Source organism: Streptomyces sp. STAM6, from assembly GCF_054963715.1.
In genome coordinates this window covers 152,562-167,853 of record NZ_JBUEFZ010000007.1, presented here as the reverse complement: position 1 = coordinate 167,853, position 15,292 = coordinate 152,562, and the positions used below count along the sequence as shown (strand labels likewise).

General features: G+C 73.3%; 11 protein-coding genes. 8 read left to right on the top strand and 3 right to left on the bottom strand.

What is annotated here, in order from left to right:
- Positions 1-355 precede the first annotated feature (355 nt).
- Both panD and ACY34K_RS12240 read left to right on the top strand, forming a co-directional pair.
- On the top strand, positions 356-784 hold the full coding sequence (gene panD, locus ACY34K_RS12245) for an aspartate 1-decarboxylase (protein WP_462746223.1): 429 nt from the start codon (positions 356-358) through the stop codon (positions 782-784).
- 14 nt (positions 785-798) lie between these two features.
- Entirely contained in the window at positions 799-1,422 is a 624-nt protein-coding gene (locus ACY34K_RS12240; RefSeq protein WP_462746308.1) for an aspartate/glutamate racemase family protein, read from the top strand.
- A gap of 928 nt (positions 1,423-2,350) precedes the next feature.
- Here ACY34K_RS12240 and gndA read toward each other — a convergent pair.
- Complete coding sequence (gene gndA, locus ACY34K_RS12235) at positions 2,351-3,790, bottom strand: NADP-dependent phosphogluconate dehydrogenase (RefSeq protein WP_462746221.1); 1,440 nt, start codon at positions 3,788-3,790, stop codon at positions 2,351-2,353.
- 254 nt (positions 3,791-4,044) lie between these two features.
- Here gndA and ACY34K_RS12230 point away from each other — a divergent pair, with 254 nt between their 5' ends.
- Positions 4,045-5,238, top strand: a complete 1,194-nt coding sequence (locus ACY34K_RS12230) for a transglycosylase family protein (RefSeq protein ID WP_462746219.1) — start codon at positions 4,045-4,047, stop codon at positions 5,236-5,238.
- Here ACY34K_RS12230 and ACY34K_RS12225 read toward each other — a convergent pair.
- Entirely contained in the window at positions 5,119-6,054 is a 936-nt protein-coding gene (locus ACY34K_RS12225; protein ID WP_462746218.1) for a DMT family transporter, read from the bottom strand. The genes ACY34K_RS12230 and ACY34K_RS12225 overlap by 120 nt on opposite strands.
- A gap of 208 nt (positions 6,055-6,262) precedes the next feature.
- Between ACY34K_RS12225 and ACY34K_RS12220 the strand changes: the two genes are divergently transcribed.
- Together ACY34K_RS12220 and ACY34K_RS12215 are read left to right on the top strand one after the other, a co-directional pair.
- A complete protein-coding gene (locus tag ACY34K_RS12220; RefSeq protein ID WP_462746216.1) occupies positions 6,263-7,732 on the top strand; it encodes an SDR family NAD(P)-dependent oxidoreductase in 1,470 nt (489 codons plus the stop codon).
- Between the two features lie 310 nt (positions 7,733-8,042).
- A complete protein-coding gene (locus ACY34K_RS12215; protein WP_462746215.1) occupies positions 8,043-8,213 on the top strand; it encodes a hypothetical protein in 171 nt (56 codons plus the stop codon).
- Between the two features lie 191 nt (positions 8,214-8,404).
- Here the strand turns inward: ACY34K_RS12215 and ACY34K_RS12210 are convergent, their stop codons facing one another.
- A complete protein-coding gene (locus ACY34K_RS12210; protein WP_462746214.1) occupies positions 8,405-9,826 on the bottom strand; it encodes a lipase maturation factor family protein in 1,422 nt (473 codons plus the stop codon).
- Between the two features lie 654 nt (positions 9,827-10,480).
- On the opposite strand from ACY34K_RS12210, the gene ACY34K_RS12205 reads away from it, so the two are divergent.
- The 3 genes from ACY34K_RS12205 (at position 10,481) to ACY34K_RS12195 (ending at position 15,253) form a co-directional block, all read left to right on the top strand.
- The gene (locus tag ACY34K_RS12205; RefSeq protein ID WP_462746213.1) at positions 10,481-11,671 is read left to right on the top strand and encodes a DUF6777 domain-containing protein; all 1,191 of its coding nucleotides are present in this window, start codon (positions 10,481-10,483) and stop codon (positions 11,669-11,671) included.
- 51 nt (positions 11,672-11,722) lie between these two features.
- Entirely contained in the window at positions 11,723-13,795 is a 2,073-nt protein-coding gene (locus ACY34K_RS12200; RefSeq protein ID WP_462746212.1) for a SpoIIE family protein phosphatase, read from the top strand.
- 102 nt (positions 13,796-13,897) lie between these two features.
- Positions 13,898-15,253 carry a wax ester/triacylglycerol synthase family O-acyltransferase gene (locus tag ACY34K_RS12195; RefSeq protein ID WP_462746211.1) on the top strand — a complete coding sequence of 452 codons (1,356 nt, stop codon included), beginning with the start codon at positions 13,898-13,900 and terminating at the stop codon, positions 15,251-15,253.
- The last annotated feature ends 39 nt before the right edge of the window (positions 15,254-15,292 follow it).

Sequence of the window (15,292 nt, the reverse complement as noted above, 5' to 3'; positions counted from 1 at the left end):
TCGGCTCGGCCGGGGGGCGAGGAGATCCACGGCCCGTTCTGGTCCGAGCCGGGGACGCTGCTCGGCCGAGCCCTACTCGAAGGAGCGTGCCATGGCGAGCCGGCGCAGGTCTTCCTCGGTGAAGCCCGGAGCATGGGCCACGGCATTCATTGAACCGGACGGGAACCACTCACCACCGGATGTTCAGGATGGTCCGACCTGGCCTGATGATGCGTCGGAAAAGTCAGCAACGGGTCAGCGTGAGGTCTGCAACACCTGGGGACAGCTGACCGAACATGCGAATCGCTGTAGGCTCCAGAGACCGCCCTTGACCTGCGCGAAGCAGGCAGGGAGCAGACATTTCGGGAGTCTCTCCATGTTCCGTACCATGTTCAAGTCCAAGATCCACCGGGCCACCGTGACCCAGGCCGACCTGCACTACGTCGGCTCCGTCACCATCGACGCCGACCTGATGGAAGCCGCCGACCTGCTGCCCGGCGAACTCGTGCACATCGTCGACATCGACAACGGCGCCCGTCTGGAGACGTACGTCATCGAGGGCGAGCGCGGCTCCGGTGTCATCGGTATCAACGGGGCGGCCGCTCACCTGGTGCACCCCGGAGACCTGGTGATCCTCATCAGCTACGCCCAGGTCGACGACGCCGAGGCGCGCACGCTGGTGCCGCGCGTGGTCCATGTCGACGCGTCGAACCGGATCGTGGAGCTGGGCACGGACGCCTCCGCGCCCGTGCCGGGCAGCGACCAGGCCCGCAGCCCGCACGCCGTGCCCGCGGCCCGCGGATGACCTCCGCGCGACCTCTGCTGGCGCTGCTGCACACCTCACCGGCCCACATCCCGGTCTTCGACGCCCTGCGCGACGAGGACCACCCCGGACTCGTCCTGCGCCACCACGTCGACGCCTCCCTGCTCGACCGCGCCCGCGCACACGGCCCCGAGGCCGTCGCGAGCGCGGTCGCCGCGGCGGTCCGCGCCGCCGCCGGGGAGACCGGAGTCCGCGCCGTGCTGTGCACCTGCTCCACCATCGGGCCCCTCGCGGAACGGGTGCACGCCGGCGTACCCGTCCTGCGAGTGGACCGGCCGATGGCGGCCGCGGCCGCCGCGGAGCGCCGGATCGTCGTGCTCGCGACGGTGGCGAGCACCCTCGACCCCACGGTGGAGCTCATCCGCTCCGAGACCGGCGGCAGTGACCCGGTGGTCCGCACGCTCGTCGTGCCGGACGCCTGGCCGCTGTTCGAGTCGGGCGACCGGGAGGGCTACCTCGACGCCGTGGCGGCCGCCGTCGACGGCGTGTGCGACGCCGATGCGATCGTGCTCGCCCAGGTGTCCATGGCGGACGCCGCCGCCCGGGCGACCACCACCGTCCCGGTGCTCTCCAGCCCCCGGCCGGGACTGGCCGCCGCCGCGGCGGCCCTGCACGGATGAGTGATCCCACCGCGCGGGGGAAGGCGCAGCGCGAGAGCCTTGGAGAGGCCCGCCGATCCGTCTAGGGGGACCGATGACGAACCCGCCGAATCCCGACCCCACGCCGCCGGCACCCACCCCGACGCCCACGCCTCCGCCCGACCCGGTGCCGCCCACCCCGGCTCCCGCGCCGACGCCGACCCCCACCCCGCCGCCGGACCCGGTACCGCCCGCGCCGACCCCGCCGCCGCCCCCGCCGGCCCCCACTCCGCCCGCGCCCGTGCCACCCGGCCCCGTACCCGCTCCGCCGCATCCCGGCCCGCCGCCCGGGCCCTCGCCGGACCCGGTTCCGAAGCCGCCGGGCCCAGACCCGGTCCCGGGCCCTGAGCCCGAGCCCGGCCCTATGAGCTGAGGCCTCCGGTCCGAACGGAGCCGCCGGGACCGGCGGCGGCCCGCCGCACCATGCCCGGTGCCGGTGCCGGTGCCGGTGCCCGATGGCCGGTAGCCCGTGGCCCGGCCCTGCGCCGCTGTGCCGGCGGAGCGAGGTGGCGGAGCCCGCCAACGACGCCGCCCGCCACCGCTCGCGCCGAGGGCCCCTACCGGCTTCGCCCGGTCCGGCCGTTTGGGCCGCCCCGCCCGACGAGCCCGCCCCGACCTGCGGCGCCCAGCGCACGGCGCCGCCCCCAGCGCACGGAGCCCGGCGACCGGATGACCGGCGTACGCCCCCGCCCGGCGACCCGCCCGACGAGCCCGCCCCGACCTGCGGCGCCCAGCGTACGGAGCCGCGCCCAGCGCACGGCGCCCGGATGACCGGCGTACGACCCGCCGGCACCCGCTCGTCCGGCACCCGTGGGCCCGCGCCCGCACTCCCCTGAGATCGGGCGCCCGGATGACCGCCGCCCCTGCGCCCGGCGCACGACGCGCCCCCGGGCACCCCCCGCGGCGCGTCTCAGCCGCGCACTTCTGAACGGTCGCCGCCCCAGAGGGTGTGGAACGCCCCGGGACCGTCGGTGCGGCGGTAGGTGTGGGCCCCGAAGAAGTCCCGCTGTCCCTGGGTGAGCGCGGCCGGCAGCCTGGGGGCGCGCAGTGCGTCGTAGTAGGCGAGTGCCGCCGAGAAGCCGGGCGTCGGCACGCCCTGCCGTGCCGCGGCCGCCACCACCGCGCGCCAGTCGTCCTGCGCGGCGCCGATCTCCTCCGAGAACCGCCGGTCCGCGAGCAGGCTCGGCAGCCCCGGCCGGGTGTCGTAGGCGGCGCGGATCCGGTCCAGGAACGCCGCCCGGATGATGCAGCCGGCCCGCCACAGCGCCGCCACGGCCCCGGGATCGACGTTCCAGCCGTAGGCCTCGCTGCCCGCACGGATCTGGTGGAACCCCTGGGTGTACGAGACGATCTTCGAGGCGTACAGCGCCTGCTCCACCTGGTCCGCGAAGCGGGCCGCCTCCCGCTCGCCGAGCGGCGCCGCGGCCGGGCCGGGCAGCGTACGGGACACCTCGCGCAGCTCGGTGTGCCCGGACAGCGAACGGGCGAAGACCGCCTCGGCGATGCCCGGCACGGGGACGCCCAGGTCCAGCGCGCTCTGGACCGTCCAGCGCCCGGTGCCCTTCTGCTCCGCCCGGTCCGCCACGACGTCCACGAACGGCTTGCCGGTGATGGCGTCCGCGTGACCGAGGATCTCCGCCGTGATCTCGATCAGATACGAGTCGAGCCGCCCCTTGTTCCAGGTGCGGAAGGTGTCCGCGATCTTGGCCGGGCAGTAGCCCGCGACATCGCGGAGCAGGTGGTACGCCTCCGCGATCAGCTGCATGTCGGCGTACTCGATGCCGTTGTGCACCATCTTCACGAAGTGGCCCGCGCCGTCCGGTCCGACATGGCCGACGCACGGAGTACCGTCCGGAGCCTTGGCGGCGATCCGCTCCAGCAGCGGCCCCAGCCAGGTGTAGGAATCGGCCGACCCGCCGGGCATGATGCTCGGCCCGTGCAGGGCCCCCTCCTCGCCGCCCGAGATGCCCGCTCCGACGAAGTGGAGGCCGCGTTCCCGCAGTTCCCGCTCGCGCCGCCGGGTGTCGGCGAAGTGCGCGTTGCCGCCGTCGATGATGACGTCACCCGGCTCGAGCAGCGGGGCGAACTCCGCGATGACGGCGTCCGTCGGCTCGCCCGCCTTCACCATGACGACGAGCCGGCGCGGACGCTCCAGCGCGGCGACGAACTCCTCGGCGCTCGCCGCCGGCACGAACGCGCCCTCGTCGCCGAACTCCTCGACCAGCGCCCGGGTCCTGGCGAAGGTCCGGTTGTGGACGGCGACGGTGAGGCCGTTGCGGGCGAAATTCCGGGCGAGGTTGCGGCCCATCACCGCGAGTCCCGTGACGCCGATCCGGGCAGTGCCACTCATGCGCGTACTCCTGTGGTCCGGTGTAAGCCGCCGGCGTCCTGGGCCGGCGGCAGCGCGGTGCGGCCGCGACCCGTATGCATACGCGGCGCGGGAGCGGCGCGTTCACCCACCGCCGGGCAAGCCCGCGCACCAGGAGGCGCACGTGGCGCCAATTGCCCCTTACGAACGGGCATTTGATCCCCGGTACGCCCCCTTGTCATGGCCTGTTCCCAGCCTCTAGCTTGGGCGGCTGTTGACCGTCGCAAGGGGGATCCATGGCCGTACGCGGACGACACCGCCGGTACCAGCCGAGCCGTATCAACCGGGCATCGCTCACCGTCACGGCGGGCGGGGCGGGGATGGCACTTCCGCTGATAGCGGTGGGCACGGCCGAGGCGGCGTCGGTGGACGTCTGGGAGAAGGTCGCGGCCTGCGAGTCCACCAACAACTGGGACATCAACACCGGCAACGGCTACTACGGCGGGCTGCAGTTCACCCAGTCCACGTGGGAGGCGTACGGCGGTACGCGCTACGCCCCGCGCGCCGACCTCGCCACCAAGGACCAGCAGATCGCGATCGCCGAGAAGGTGCTCAAGGGGCAGGGCCCCCGCGCCTGGCCCTCCTGTTCGGTCAAGGCGGGGCTGACCCGGGGCGGCGACGCGCCCGACATCGCGCCGCAGGCGCGTCCCCAGGCGCGTCCGCCGGCCCCGAAGACCCCGCCCTCGACTCCGACCACCGTGCCGACCCAGCGCGAGGGCTACACCGTGGCGCGCGGCGACACGCTGTCCCGGATCGCCGCCGCCCAGCACGTCGAGGGCGGCTGGAAGCGGCTGTACGCGGACAACCGCACGGTGATCGGCAGCGACCCGGATCTGATCATTCCGGGCCAGCGGCTCACCCTGCGCGCCCCGGCGGCGAAACCCGCCGCCCAGCCGGCGACGGCGAAACCGCCCACCACGAAGCCGGCCACCCCGAAGCCCGCCACCGCCAAGCCTCCCGCCGCCAAGCCGGTCACCGCCAGACCGCAGCCCCGGCCGGCGGCGCCCCAGTCGCCACCGCGGGACGCCGGTTTCAGCGCCCCTGTCGACGCCGGTCCGAGCACGGCGTACCGCAAGGCCGGTGCCGCCTGGGCCAGTGGGTACCACACCGGTGTGGACTTCCCGGTGCCCACCGGGACGGCGGTGAAGGCCGTCGCGTCCGGCCGCGTCGTCTCCGCCGGCTGGGCCGGTGCGTACGGCTACCAGATCGTCATCCGGCACCAGGACGGCAAGTACAGCCAGTACGCCCACCTCTCCGCCCTCACCGTGCGCGAGGGACAGCGGGTCAACGGCGGCCAGCGGATCGCCCGGTCAGGATCGACCGGCAACAGCACCGGGCCGCACCTCCACTTCGAGGTGCGCACGGGGCCGGACTACGGCTCCGACATCGACCCCCTCGCCTACCTCAGGGCGGCCGGCGTGCGGCTGTGACGAGACCGCCGTCAGCAGCACCAGGCCGGCCGCCGCCAGAGCGCCGGAGGTGAGTGCGAGGACGGTTCCCGTCACGCCGTACCGGAACTGCTCGCCGAAGAGCGTGAGCCCGACGGCGGCGGCCACCACGGGATTGACCACGGTGACCGTCGCCAGCGGCGCGGCCAGCCCCGCGCCCCGGTAGGACGCCTGCGACAGCAGCAGACCGGCTGTGGCGAGCCCGGCGATCGCCAGCAGCCCCGGCCACTGGCCCAGCGGGGGGCGCGACGTCCAGTCGACCGCGACCGTCTTGGTGAACACGGAGGCGATCCCGAACGCCACACCCGCGGCACCGGCCAGGATCACGCTCCGTACCGCCGGCCGGCGCACGCCCCGCGCCACCAGGAACAACGCCACCACCGCCCCGGTGCTCGCCACCGCCAGCAGCAGCCGTGCGCCGTCGTCCACCGGCCGCGATCCGCCCGACCCGGTCAGCGCCAGCAGCCCCGCGAGCCCGGCGGTCGCCATGATCGCCCCGCGCCAGGCGGCGGAGCCCGCCCGGCGGCCCACGAAGAGCGCCGCCATCGGCAGGGCGAACACGATCGTCAGCGCCCCCAGCGGCTGGACCAGGCTCAGCGGCCCGTACGCCAGCGCCGCCACGTGCAGTACCCCGCCCACACAGTTCAACAGCACCGCCACCCACCAGGCGGTGCTGCGCAGCGGCGCGTAGGGGTGCCGCGAGGCGGAGGCGGCCACGCGCTCCTGCATGATCGCCCCTGCCGCGTAGGCCACCGCGGAGACCAAGGACAACAGCACGGACAGCGCGAGGGAACTCATACCTCCACGATCTCTCTCCTCGGCGCTGCTGTCGTCGTACCGGAGCACGTCCCGGGTCGTACTGCCGTCGTAGTACGCGCGTACCGCGACCGCGGCCGGACGGACGCACGGCACCTGACCTGCCCGGGTTTGGCGGCAGGGGCCTGGTCTGGCGTAAAGTTCGGCTTTTGAAACCCGGCATACGAGTGATCGAGGAACGACAGCGGCCATGACGGTGACAGAAGAGAACCAGGCGTACGGGCCGGGTATCGACCCCGAGCGCCTGGCCGTCTGCCTGAGCGTCCTCGAGGAGCTCGACAAACTGGAGATCGACCACCCGGACGCCATCGCCGTCCGCCGCGCCACGGCCGGCGTCTACCGGACCGTGAAGCAGCGCCGCCGCCAGGAGCGCCGGGCCGCCAAGACCGCCCACGACAAGGCGGTCACCGAGGCCACCGCGACCGGCTCCGCCGAGCGGATCGACGACGAGACACAGGGCATCCTGCCGTCCTCGCTCACGTCCGAGGGCCAGATCGCCGGGATACTCCAGCGCCCCCGCTCCTGCTACATCTGCAAGACGCGGTACGTCGAGGTCGACTACTTCTACCACCAGCTGTGCCAGAAGTGCGCCGCCGAGAACCGGGCCCGCCGTGACGCCCGCGCCGACCTCACCGGCAAGCGCGCGCTGCTCACCGGCGGCCGGGCCAAGATCGGCATGTACATCGCGCTGCGGCTGCTGCGTGACGGTGCCCACACCACGATCACCACCCGTTTCCCCAATGACGCGATCCGCCGCTTCAAGGCGATGCCCGACAGCGACGAGTGGATCCACCGCCTCAAGATCGTCGGCATCGACCTGCGCGACCCCGCCCAGGTCGTCGCACTGGCCGACTCCGTGGCGGCCGAGGGGCCCCTCGACATCCTGATCAACAACGCCGCGCAGACCGTGCGCCGCTCCCCGCAGGCCTACCGGGAGCTCGTCGCCGCCGAGTCCGCGCCGCTGCCCGCCGGCGAGCTGCCTCCCGCCCAGGTCATCGGCACCTTCGGCAGCGGCGCCGTGGAGCATGTGGCCGCCCTGCCCTCCGCGCGCGGAGGCGACGCTCTGACCGCCCAGGACGTCACCGACCTGGCACTCGTCAGTGGCTCGGCCTCGCTCGAGCGCATCGCCGCGGGCACGGCCATCGACGCCGGCGGCCTGGTGCCCGATCTCCACGACACCAACAGCTGGATCCAGACCGTTTCGGAGGTCGACCCGGTCGAACTTCTGGAGGTCCAGCTCTGCAACTCCACCGCGCCGTTCATCCTCATCAGCCGGCTGCGTCCGGCGATGGCGGCGTCCGCAGCCAAGCGCACCTACGTGGTGAACGTTTCGGCCATGGAAGGTGTTTTCAGCCGTGGTTACAAGGGTGCGGGCCACCCGCACACCAACATGGCGAAAGCCGCGCTCAACATGCTCACGCGCACCAGCGCGCAGGAGATGTTCGAGAGCGACGGCATCCTGATGACGGCCGTGGACACCGGCTGGATCACCGACGAGCGCCCGCACCCCGACAAGATCCGGCTCGCCGAGGCGGGCTTCCACGCACCGCTCGACCTGATCGACGGGGCGGCCCGGGTCTACGACCCGATCGTCCGCGGGGAGCAGGGCGAGGACCTGTACGGCTGCTTCCTCAAGGACTACGCGCCCGCGAACTGGTGACGGGCGCTCGCCCGCTTCTCCGGTTTCACTCGTCCGGCCCAGTCGTGTGCACCCCTTCGTGCGCTTCGGCCGCCTCGTCCTGACGGGCGGTCCATTGTCCGGAACGTGCCCATGTGACGAGCGCCATCGAGCGCGGCCGTGCTCATTTGGTTACTCTGAAGCGAACGGTCGGCCAACAGGGATCCACGAAACCCCTCGGGCCGGCCTCGGGACAGGCCTGTCACCAAGGCCGCGGTCCCGCCCGGGTACCGGCGCCACCGCGACCGAACGGCACATGTCCTCATAGGTTCGCGACACAAAGGAGTGCGCGGTGACACCAGAACTGACGAAGCAGGAACAGGGACCGGCGGAAGACGGCGATCGACCCGGCCGTCCCGAGACGCTCGGAAGCCTCGAAGTCTGGGCCCGTTCGGCCCCGATCCGACTCGCAGGCTACGAGGACGACCTCGCCGAGCCCCACATCCTGCCCGGCATCGACTGATCCGCAGCTCCTGCCGATCCGTACGTGTCGCCCGTGCCCTCCGCCCGACGGCGGAGGGCACGCGTCCGCCGGGGCACGCCGCGCAGGCCGGGGAGGGGCGGGCCGAACGTCATCGGCATCCGCTCGGCCCGCCCGCCTCACCGGCCGTCGCAAGGTACCGGAGCCCGAGCCGGACCGGCCACCTCTGACCATTACTTCACGCTGGTGAGCCGGGTCGGCGGCAGGAACTCCCTCACATACGTGCGGTGCCACCACGCGCCCGTGGACCGCAACTCCTCCCAGGTGGTGTACCGGTAGCGGTAGAGCCGCGCCCGGATCCGCAGCGGAGGGGCGTCCGGGAAGGGATTGTGGCGCAGCAGCCGCAGGGTGTCGCGGTCGCCGTCGAGGAGCCGTTCCACGAACGGCCCGAACCAGGACTGCGCGTAGGCGGGCGAGAGCGCGGCGAACCACATCATCCAGTCCAGGCGCAGGTGGTAGGGGGCGAACTGGCGGGGCAGCCGGCGCACGTCACCCGGTTTGCCCCGGAATCCGTACTCCCGCCACACGGTCCCCGGATGGATCACCTGCTCGTCCGTGCCCTCGACGACGATCTCGTACCGAACCCGGCCGATCGAGCCGAAGGCGCCGTAGGTGTTGACCAGGTGCAGCGGGTCGAAGGAGCGGTTCATCGCCTGGTGCCGGGAGAGCAGATTGCGGGCGGGCCGCCAACTGAGGACCAGGACCAGAGCGGTGACGGCGATCACCAGGATCCCGTACCACAGCGGCGGATCGGGCAGCGCGGGCGCGTCGGCGACCAGCGAGCCGTCCACGGCCGGCAGGGCGAGCACGATCGTGATCCAGTTCAGCCAGGAGAAGTTGCCCGACAGCACCAGCCAGAGCTGGGTCAGAGCGATGACGCCCGCCGCGGCGCTCGCCACCGGCTGCGGGGTGAAGAGCAGCACGGGGACGACCAGTTGTGTGACGTGGTTGGCGGCCACCTCCACCCGGTGCAGGGGGCGGGGGAGATGGTGGAAGAACCAGCTGAGGGGGCCCGGCATCGGCTGGGTCTCGTGGTGGTAGTAGAGACAGGTCAGATCGCGCCAGCAGGGGTCGCCGCGGAGCTTGATCAGGCCGGCTCCGAACTCCACCCGGAACAGCAGCCAGCGCAGCAGGAACAGCACCAGAACGGGCGGCGCGGTGCGGTCGTTGCCCAGAAAGACGGCGAGGAAGCCGGTCTCCAGCAGCAGTGACTCCCAGCCGAAGCCGTACCAGGTCTGACCCACGTTGACGATCGACAGGTACAGCCCCCACAGGGCCGCCCACATCAGCATCGAGACGGCGAGGGGCACGGCGTCGCCCGCACCGGCGATCAGCGCCACCGAGAGCGCGGCCCCGGTCCAGGCGCAGAGCGCGAAGAACCGGTCCGAGTAGTGCCACCGGAACAGCGTCGGGGCCCGCCGCGCCGGGACGCGCCGCAGATACGCCGGGACCGGCAGTATGCCCCGCTCGCCGATCAGCGCCCGGAACTGCAGCGCCGCGGAGAGGAAGGCGACCAGATAGATCCCGGCCAGAGCCCGCTGGAAGACCAGCCGGCTCAGCCAGTAGTCGGACGAGGTGAACCAGAACCACTCCATCGGTTCCAGTATCGGCCCGGGATCATCCCCCGGCGATCTTTCGAAGGGGCCGGCCGAGGTGGCGCGCGCACCACAGTTGGAGGACGGGGCCGGCCGGGCCGCCCGGGTGTACCAGCGGGCGGGCCGTCTGAAGGCGGTCACCGTGCACCACACGGAGCCGCCGGCCTCTGCTCCTCGGTAACGGCTCCTCGCCGGACTCCGGGTGGCCCGTGAGTGTTCCGTGGGCGAACGCGGTGCGCACTCCACGTACGCCGTCCGGGTCACGGCGCACGGCGCGGTCAGCCGTAGCGGCCCGAGGCCGAGCGCGACGTCGACGCGGGTGCCCCCTCGGCCCGCGGTGACCCGGCGCGCACACGGGCGCCCGCCACGCGGTGCCTCCGCCAGGTCGTGCCGGCGGCCCGGGCCGTCGAAAGGGAGAGCCCGCGAGGTCCTGAGGCGTGAGGGGCCGAGCACGGTCGACCGCCGACGCGCGCAAAGGGCGTCCCGAACGAACCGAGCCACGTGCCCGCGGCGGTCGGTACCGGGGCCGCGGATCAGGCGGGTCATGCGTTCAAGGGTGAGGTCCGCCGACCGGAGCCTCCGGTTGCGGGGCGGTGGCGGTTCCGGCAGACATGAAGCACACATCGGGCGGAGCCGAAGAGAGGCGGGAAGACCGTGCGCTCATCCACACGTGGTCGTCGGCGTACCGTACCGGCCGCGCTCGGGCTCACCGCCGCGCTGGTCGCGTCGGGAGTGCTCGTCGCGGGGTGCGGCGGCGACGGTGGCACGGCCGCCCGGACCGGAACGGCCGCGCACGCGCGGGACGTCCACCTGGAACCGCTCGCAGTCCCCGGCCCCGACCCCTTCACCGCCTCGACGGACACCTCCTCCGGTGTCCCGCCGTCGCCGCCGCCGTCACCCGACTCGCCCAGCGCGGCGGCACCGGGCACCGCGGCGCCCGGCCCGGCGCGACCCGGAGCGGCCATGGTCACCGTCCCCGGCTCCACGCCCGGGCTCTACGCCGGGACCCAGGCGGCCGCCAGCTGCGACGTGGCCCGCCAGAACCGCCTGCTCACCGCCGACCGGGACAAGGCGAAGGCCTTTGCCCAGGCGGCGGGCGTCACTCCCGCGGGCATCACGGACTGGGTGAGCGGTCTGACCCCCGTGGTGCTGCGCGCCGACACCCGCGTGACGAACCACGGGTACCGCGACGGTGCCGCCGCCCCGTTCCAGTCCGTCCTCCAGGCCGGTACCGCCGTGCTCGTGGACCAGTACGGCGCGCCGCGCGTGCGCTGCGCCTGCGGCAATCCACTGCGCTCACCCGTGGCCGTCCGCGGCGAGCCCGTCCACAAGGGCAAGCCCTGGCCGGGCTTCGACCCAGGCAGGACCGTGGCGGTCAACGCCACGCAGGAGACCGTGCACAGCCTGATCATCGTGAACACCACCGACAACACCTGGCTGGAACGGCAGACCGGAACCGGCGGGGACCGCGACCGGCACCCCGAGGTGCCGCCGCCGTACGGCCCCGGTGAGCGCGGTCTCGCCGACGTGCCCGTGCTGCCGGACGCGCCCGCCGAACCCGTTCCCCCGCAGCAGCAGCAGCCCGGCCGGAGCGCCCCGCGCGAGCCGGTCGGCCCGACCGTCCCGGACGGCGGTGGCGCGGGTGTTCCGGAGCCGGTGGCGCCCGACGCGCCCGCGCCCGCGGAGCCGCCCCCGGCCGACTGTCCGACCGAACCGGGCGCGGGCCCCGCGGCGCCCGGGTGCCCCGAGCCGCCCCCTCCCCCCGCCCCGCCCGACTTCACGGAGCCCGACACCGGGGAGGGCCCGGCGGACGTTCCCGTTCAGCCGGAGCTCTTCGCGGGCTGACCGGCCCGACAAGCAGTCGAAAAACCCGACAAATGATGGCAGAGTGGCCCCATGGTTGATCCGGCAGCGGACGCCCTGTCGCTCCCCGAGGACTGGCCCGCCCACCCGGATCTGAGTCTGGCCCTCAACCGCATGGGCAGCTTCGACTGGGATCTCGACACCGGGCTGATGCACATGGACCGGACCGCCCTCGACGTATTCGACATGGACGCGAACGAGTACGACGGGCGGCCGGAGAGTCTTGCCCCGCGCGTGCCGCCCGCCGAATCCATCCGTCTCGACGGCATGGTCGCGCAGGCGCTCAAGGACGGCAGCAGGAACTACGGCGCCTATTTCCGCATCCGCCGCCGTGACGGTGTTCTGCGCTGGACGCACACCCAGGGCTTCATCCGGCGCGACGAGACCGGCAGACCCCGCCGCATCATCGGGATCGTCCGGGACGCCACCCAGGAACTCGCGGAGTCGACGGCGCGTGTCGAGGTCGACTCCGAGCGGCGCCGTCAGACCAGCGTCGTGGAGTCCACCACCGCCGCCCTCGCCCACGCCCGTACCGTCCAGGACGTCATCGACGTCCTGAAGGACTCACGCGGTCTCGAACACCTCGGAGCCACCAGTGTGGTGATGGGACTGCTGGAGGCCGGCCGTATCCATCTCGTGGCGGACGGCCCCGAGGGCTCCTTCGTGCCCGGCACCCGCTACACCCGGGTGGACGAGCAGTACCCGATGAGCGAGGTCGTACGGACCCTCGCACCGCGGTACATCGAGTCCGCCGAGGACTTCGCCACCTCCTACCCCATCCTCTGGCCCCACATCAGCGAGCTGGGCATCACCTCCGCCGCCTATCTGCCGCTGATCGCCCAGGCCCGCCCCATCGGGGCGCTCGGACTGCTCTACAACGACAAGTACGGCTTCAGCACCGAGGACCGCAACGTGCTGGTCGCCCTCAGCAGCAGCATCGGGCAGAGCATCCAGCGCGCCATGCTGTTCGAGCAGGAGCACGACCTCGCCGAAGGGCTCCAGCAGGCGATGCTGCCGCGGCGCATCCCGGAGGTCCCCGGCGCCCAGATCGCGGTCCGCTACCGTTCGGCCCGGCTCGGCCGGGACATCGGCGGCGACTGGTACGACATCATCCCGCTCCCCGGCGGCCGCGTCGGCGCCGTCATCGGCGACGTACAGGGCCACGACACGCACGCCGCCGCGGTGATGGGCCAACTGCGCATCGTGCTGCGCGCGTACGCCGCGGAGGGGCACACCCCGGCCACCGTGATGGCGCGTGCCTCCGTCTTTCTGCACGAGCTGGACACGGACCGCTTCGCGACCTGCACCTACCTGGAGTCGGACCTGGCCACCGGAGTCGTCCAGGTCGTCCGGGCGGGCCATGTCGACCCCCTGCTGCGTGACGCCGACGGAAGCTGCCGCCGGGTGCCGGTCCCGGGCGGGATGCCGCTCGGCCTGTCGGCGGAGTTCGGGCGGCTCGACTACCCCGTCAGCATCCTGGAGCTGGACCCCGGCCAGGCCCTCCTGCTCTACACCGACGGGCTCGTCGAGCAGCCCGGGGCCGACCTCGACGAGGGCATGCAGTGGCTCACCGCCCTGGTGCGCAACGGTCCGCGGGACCTCCAGATGCTCGCCGACCACCTGTGCGAGGTCGTCGACGAGCGCGGCGGCGACGACGACGTGGCGATCCTGCTGCTGCGCCGCAGGGGCGGCTACACCCCCCGGGCCGGCGGCCGGCTCCAGCAGCACGTGGGACAGGGCGACCCCGAGGCACTGCGGTCCGCCCGGCACATGATCCGGGCGGCGGTACGGGCCTGGAGCGCCGGGGACCGGGCCGACGAGATCGAGCTGATCGCCGACGAGCTGATCACCAACGCGCTGCTGCACACCGACGGCGGCGCGATCGTCACCCTGAGGATGCTGTCGGGCCACGAGCGGCGGCTGCGGGTGGAGGTCGAGGACCGCTCCAGTGCGCTGCCGCGCCGCCGGGAGGCGGGGGAGTCCGGACTCTCGGGGCGGGGCCTGCTGCTGGTGGACCGTATCGCCGATGTCTGGGGCGTGGACTCGCGCGGCAGCGGCAAGTGCGTCTGGTGCGAGTTCATCATTCCGGACAGGTGGGAAATTTGATCGACACCCGCTGTTAACTCTCCGTAAATGGATTGTGCTTGACCGTGACGGATCGAACGCGATTGACTGCCCTTCCGTAGCCGCTTAGGACACGAGGACCCCTTGAGCAGTGAGCTGCTGGCACCGCTGGATCTCGCCTTCTGGCACCTGGAAACCGCCGAGCACCCCATGCATCTCGGCGCCCTCGCCCGTTTCGAACCCGGCCCCGGCGGCCCTCCGCACCCCGACGACGTCCTGACGCTGCTCGCCGAACGCGCCGCCGCGATCCCACGGCTGCGGATGCGGGTGCAGGACGTGCTGCTCCCTGTCGGCGGCGCCGCCTGGAGCACCCACAAGGCCTTCGACGTACGCCGGCACGTACGCCATCTGCGGCTACCGAACGGCGACTTCGCCACCGAGGCCGCCCGGCACGCGGCCGAACTCATGGAACGCCCCCTGGAACGCGGACTGCCGCCGTGGGAGATGTACCTGCTCACCGCGGATCCGGGCGGCTCCTTCGCCGTGCTGGTCAAGCTCCACCACGCGCTCGCCGACGGCATGCGCGCCGTCGCCATCGGCGCCGGCATCTTCGACGAGATCGCGGGCGGCCGCACCGCCCCCCGCCGCGGACGCCCCCGCGACCTGGCCCCCCGCACCTCGCTGCCCCGCCCCTGGAACGCCGCGGGCGCCGCCCGCGGCCGGATCGAGGAGCTCGGCCGCGCCCTCGGCGTCGGCGCCTCCGTCGTACGGGCCAGCCGGCTCGACCCGCGCGGCACCCCCGCCCTCAGCGCGAGCTCCAGCGGCACCCGCCGCCTGGCCACCGCCGAACTGGACCTCGAAGAAGTGCGCGGCGTCCGCCGCGTCACCGGCGGCACCGCCAACGACGTCCTGCTCGCCGTCTTCGCCGGGGCGCTGCGCCGCTGGATGCTGGAGCGCGGTGAACGGCTGCCCGGCGACGACCCGCGTGCCCTGGTCCCCGTCTCCCGGCACCGGCCGGGCAGCCCGTCCGGCGCCGGCAACAGGTTCTCCGCCTATCTCCTCGGACTGCCCGTCCGGGAGCCCGACCCGCTGCGCAGACTCCACGTCGTACGCCGCGGCATGGACCGCAACAAGGCGGCCGGACCCTCGCGGGGAGCCGGAGCGGTCGCCGTGCTCGCCGACCAACTGCCCCCGCTTGCGCACCGCTTCGGCGCCCCGCTGGCGGGCGGCGCGGCGAGGATGCTCTTCGACGTCCTGGTCACCAATGTGCCGCTGCCCCGCTCCACCCTCTCGCTCGGCGGACACCCGCTGCGCGCGCTGCACCCGATGGCCCCGCTGGCCCGCGGCCAGGCACTGGCGGTCGCGATGTCCCCGTACGGCGGACAGGTGCACGTCGGCCTCGTCGCCGACGGCAAGGCGGTCCCGGACCTGGACCGGCTCGCCGGCAGCCTGCACACCGAGCTCGCCGGACTCCTCGCGGTCACCGGCGCGGCCCACTGAGATCCCCGGCCGCGGCCTGCCGCGCTGGGCTCCCCGCGC

Coding starts and splice junctions, on each gene's coding strand:
- panD (WP_462746223.1), top strand. CDS start 356: ATGTTCCGTACCATGTTCAAGTCCAAGATCCACCGGGCCACCGTGACC.
- gndA (WP_462746221.1), bottom strand. CDS start 3,790: ATGAGTGGCACTGCCCGGATCGGCGTCACGGGACTCGCGGTGATGGGC.
- ACY34K_RS12230 (WP_462746219.1), top strand. CDS start 4,045: ATGGCCGTACGCGGACGACACCGCCGGTACCAGCCGAGCCGTATCAAC.
- ACY34K_RS12225 (WP_462746218.1), bottom strand. CDS start 6,054: ATGAGTTCCCTCGCGCTGTCCGTGCTGTTGTCCTTGGTCTCCGCGGTG.
- ACY34K_RS12220 (WP_462746216.1), top strand. CDS start 6,263: ATGACGGTGACAGAAGAGAACCAGGCGTACGGGCCGGGTATCGACCCC.
- ACY34K_RS12210 (WP_462746214.1), bottom strand. CDS start 9,826: ATGGAGTGGTTCTGGTTCACCTCGTCCGACTACTGGCTGAGCCGGCTG.
- ACY34K_RS12200 (WP_462746212.1), top strand. CDS start 11,723: ATGGTTGATCCGGCAGCGGACGCCCTGTCGCTCCCCGAGGACTGGCCC.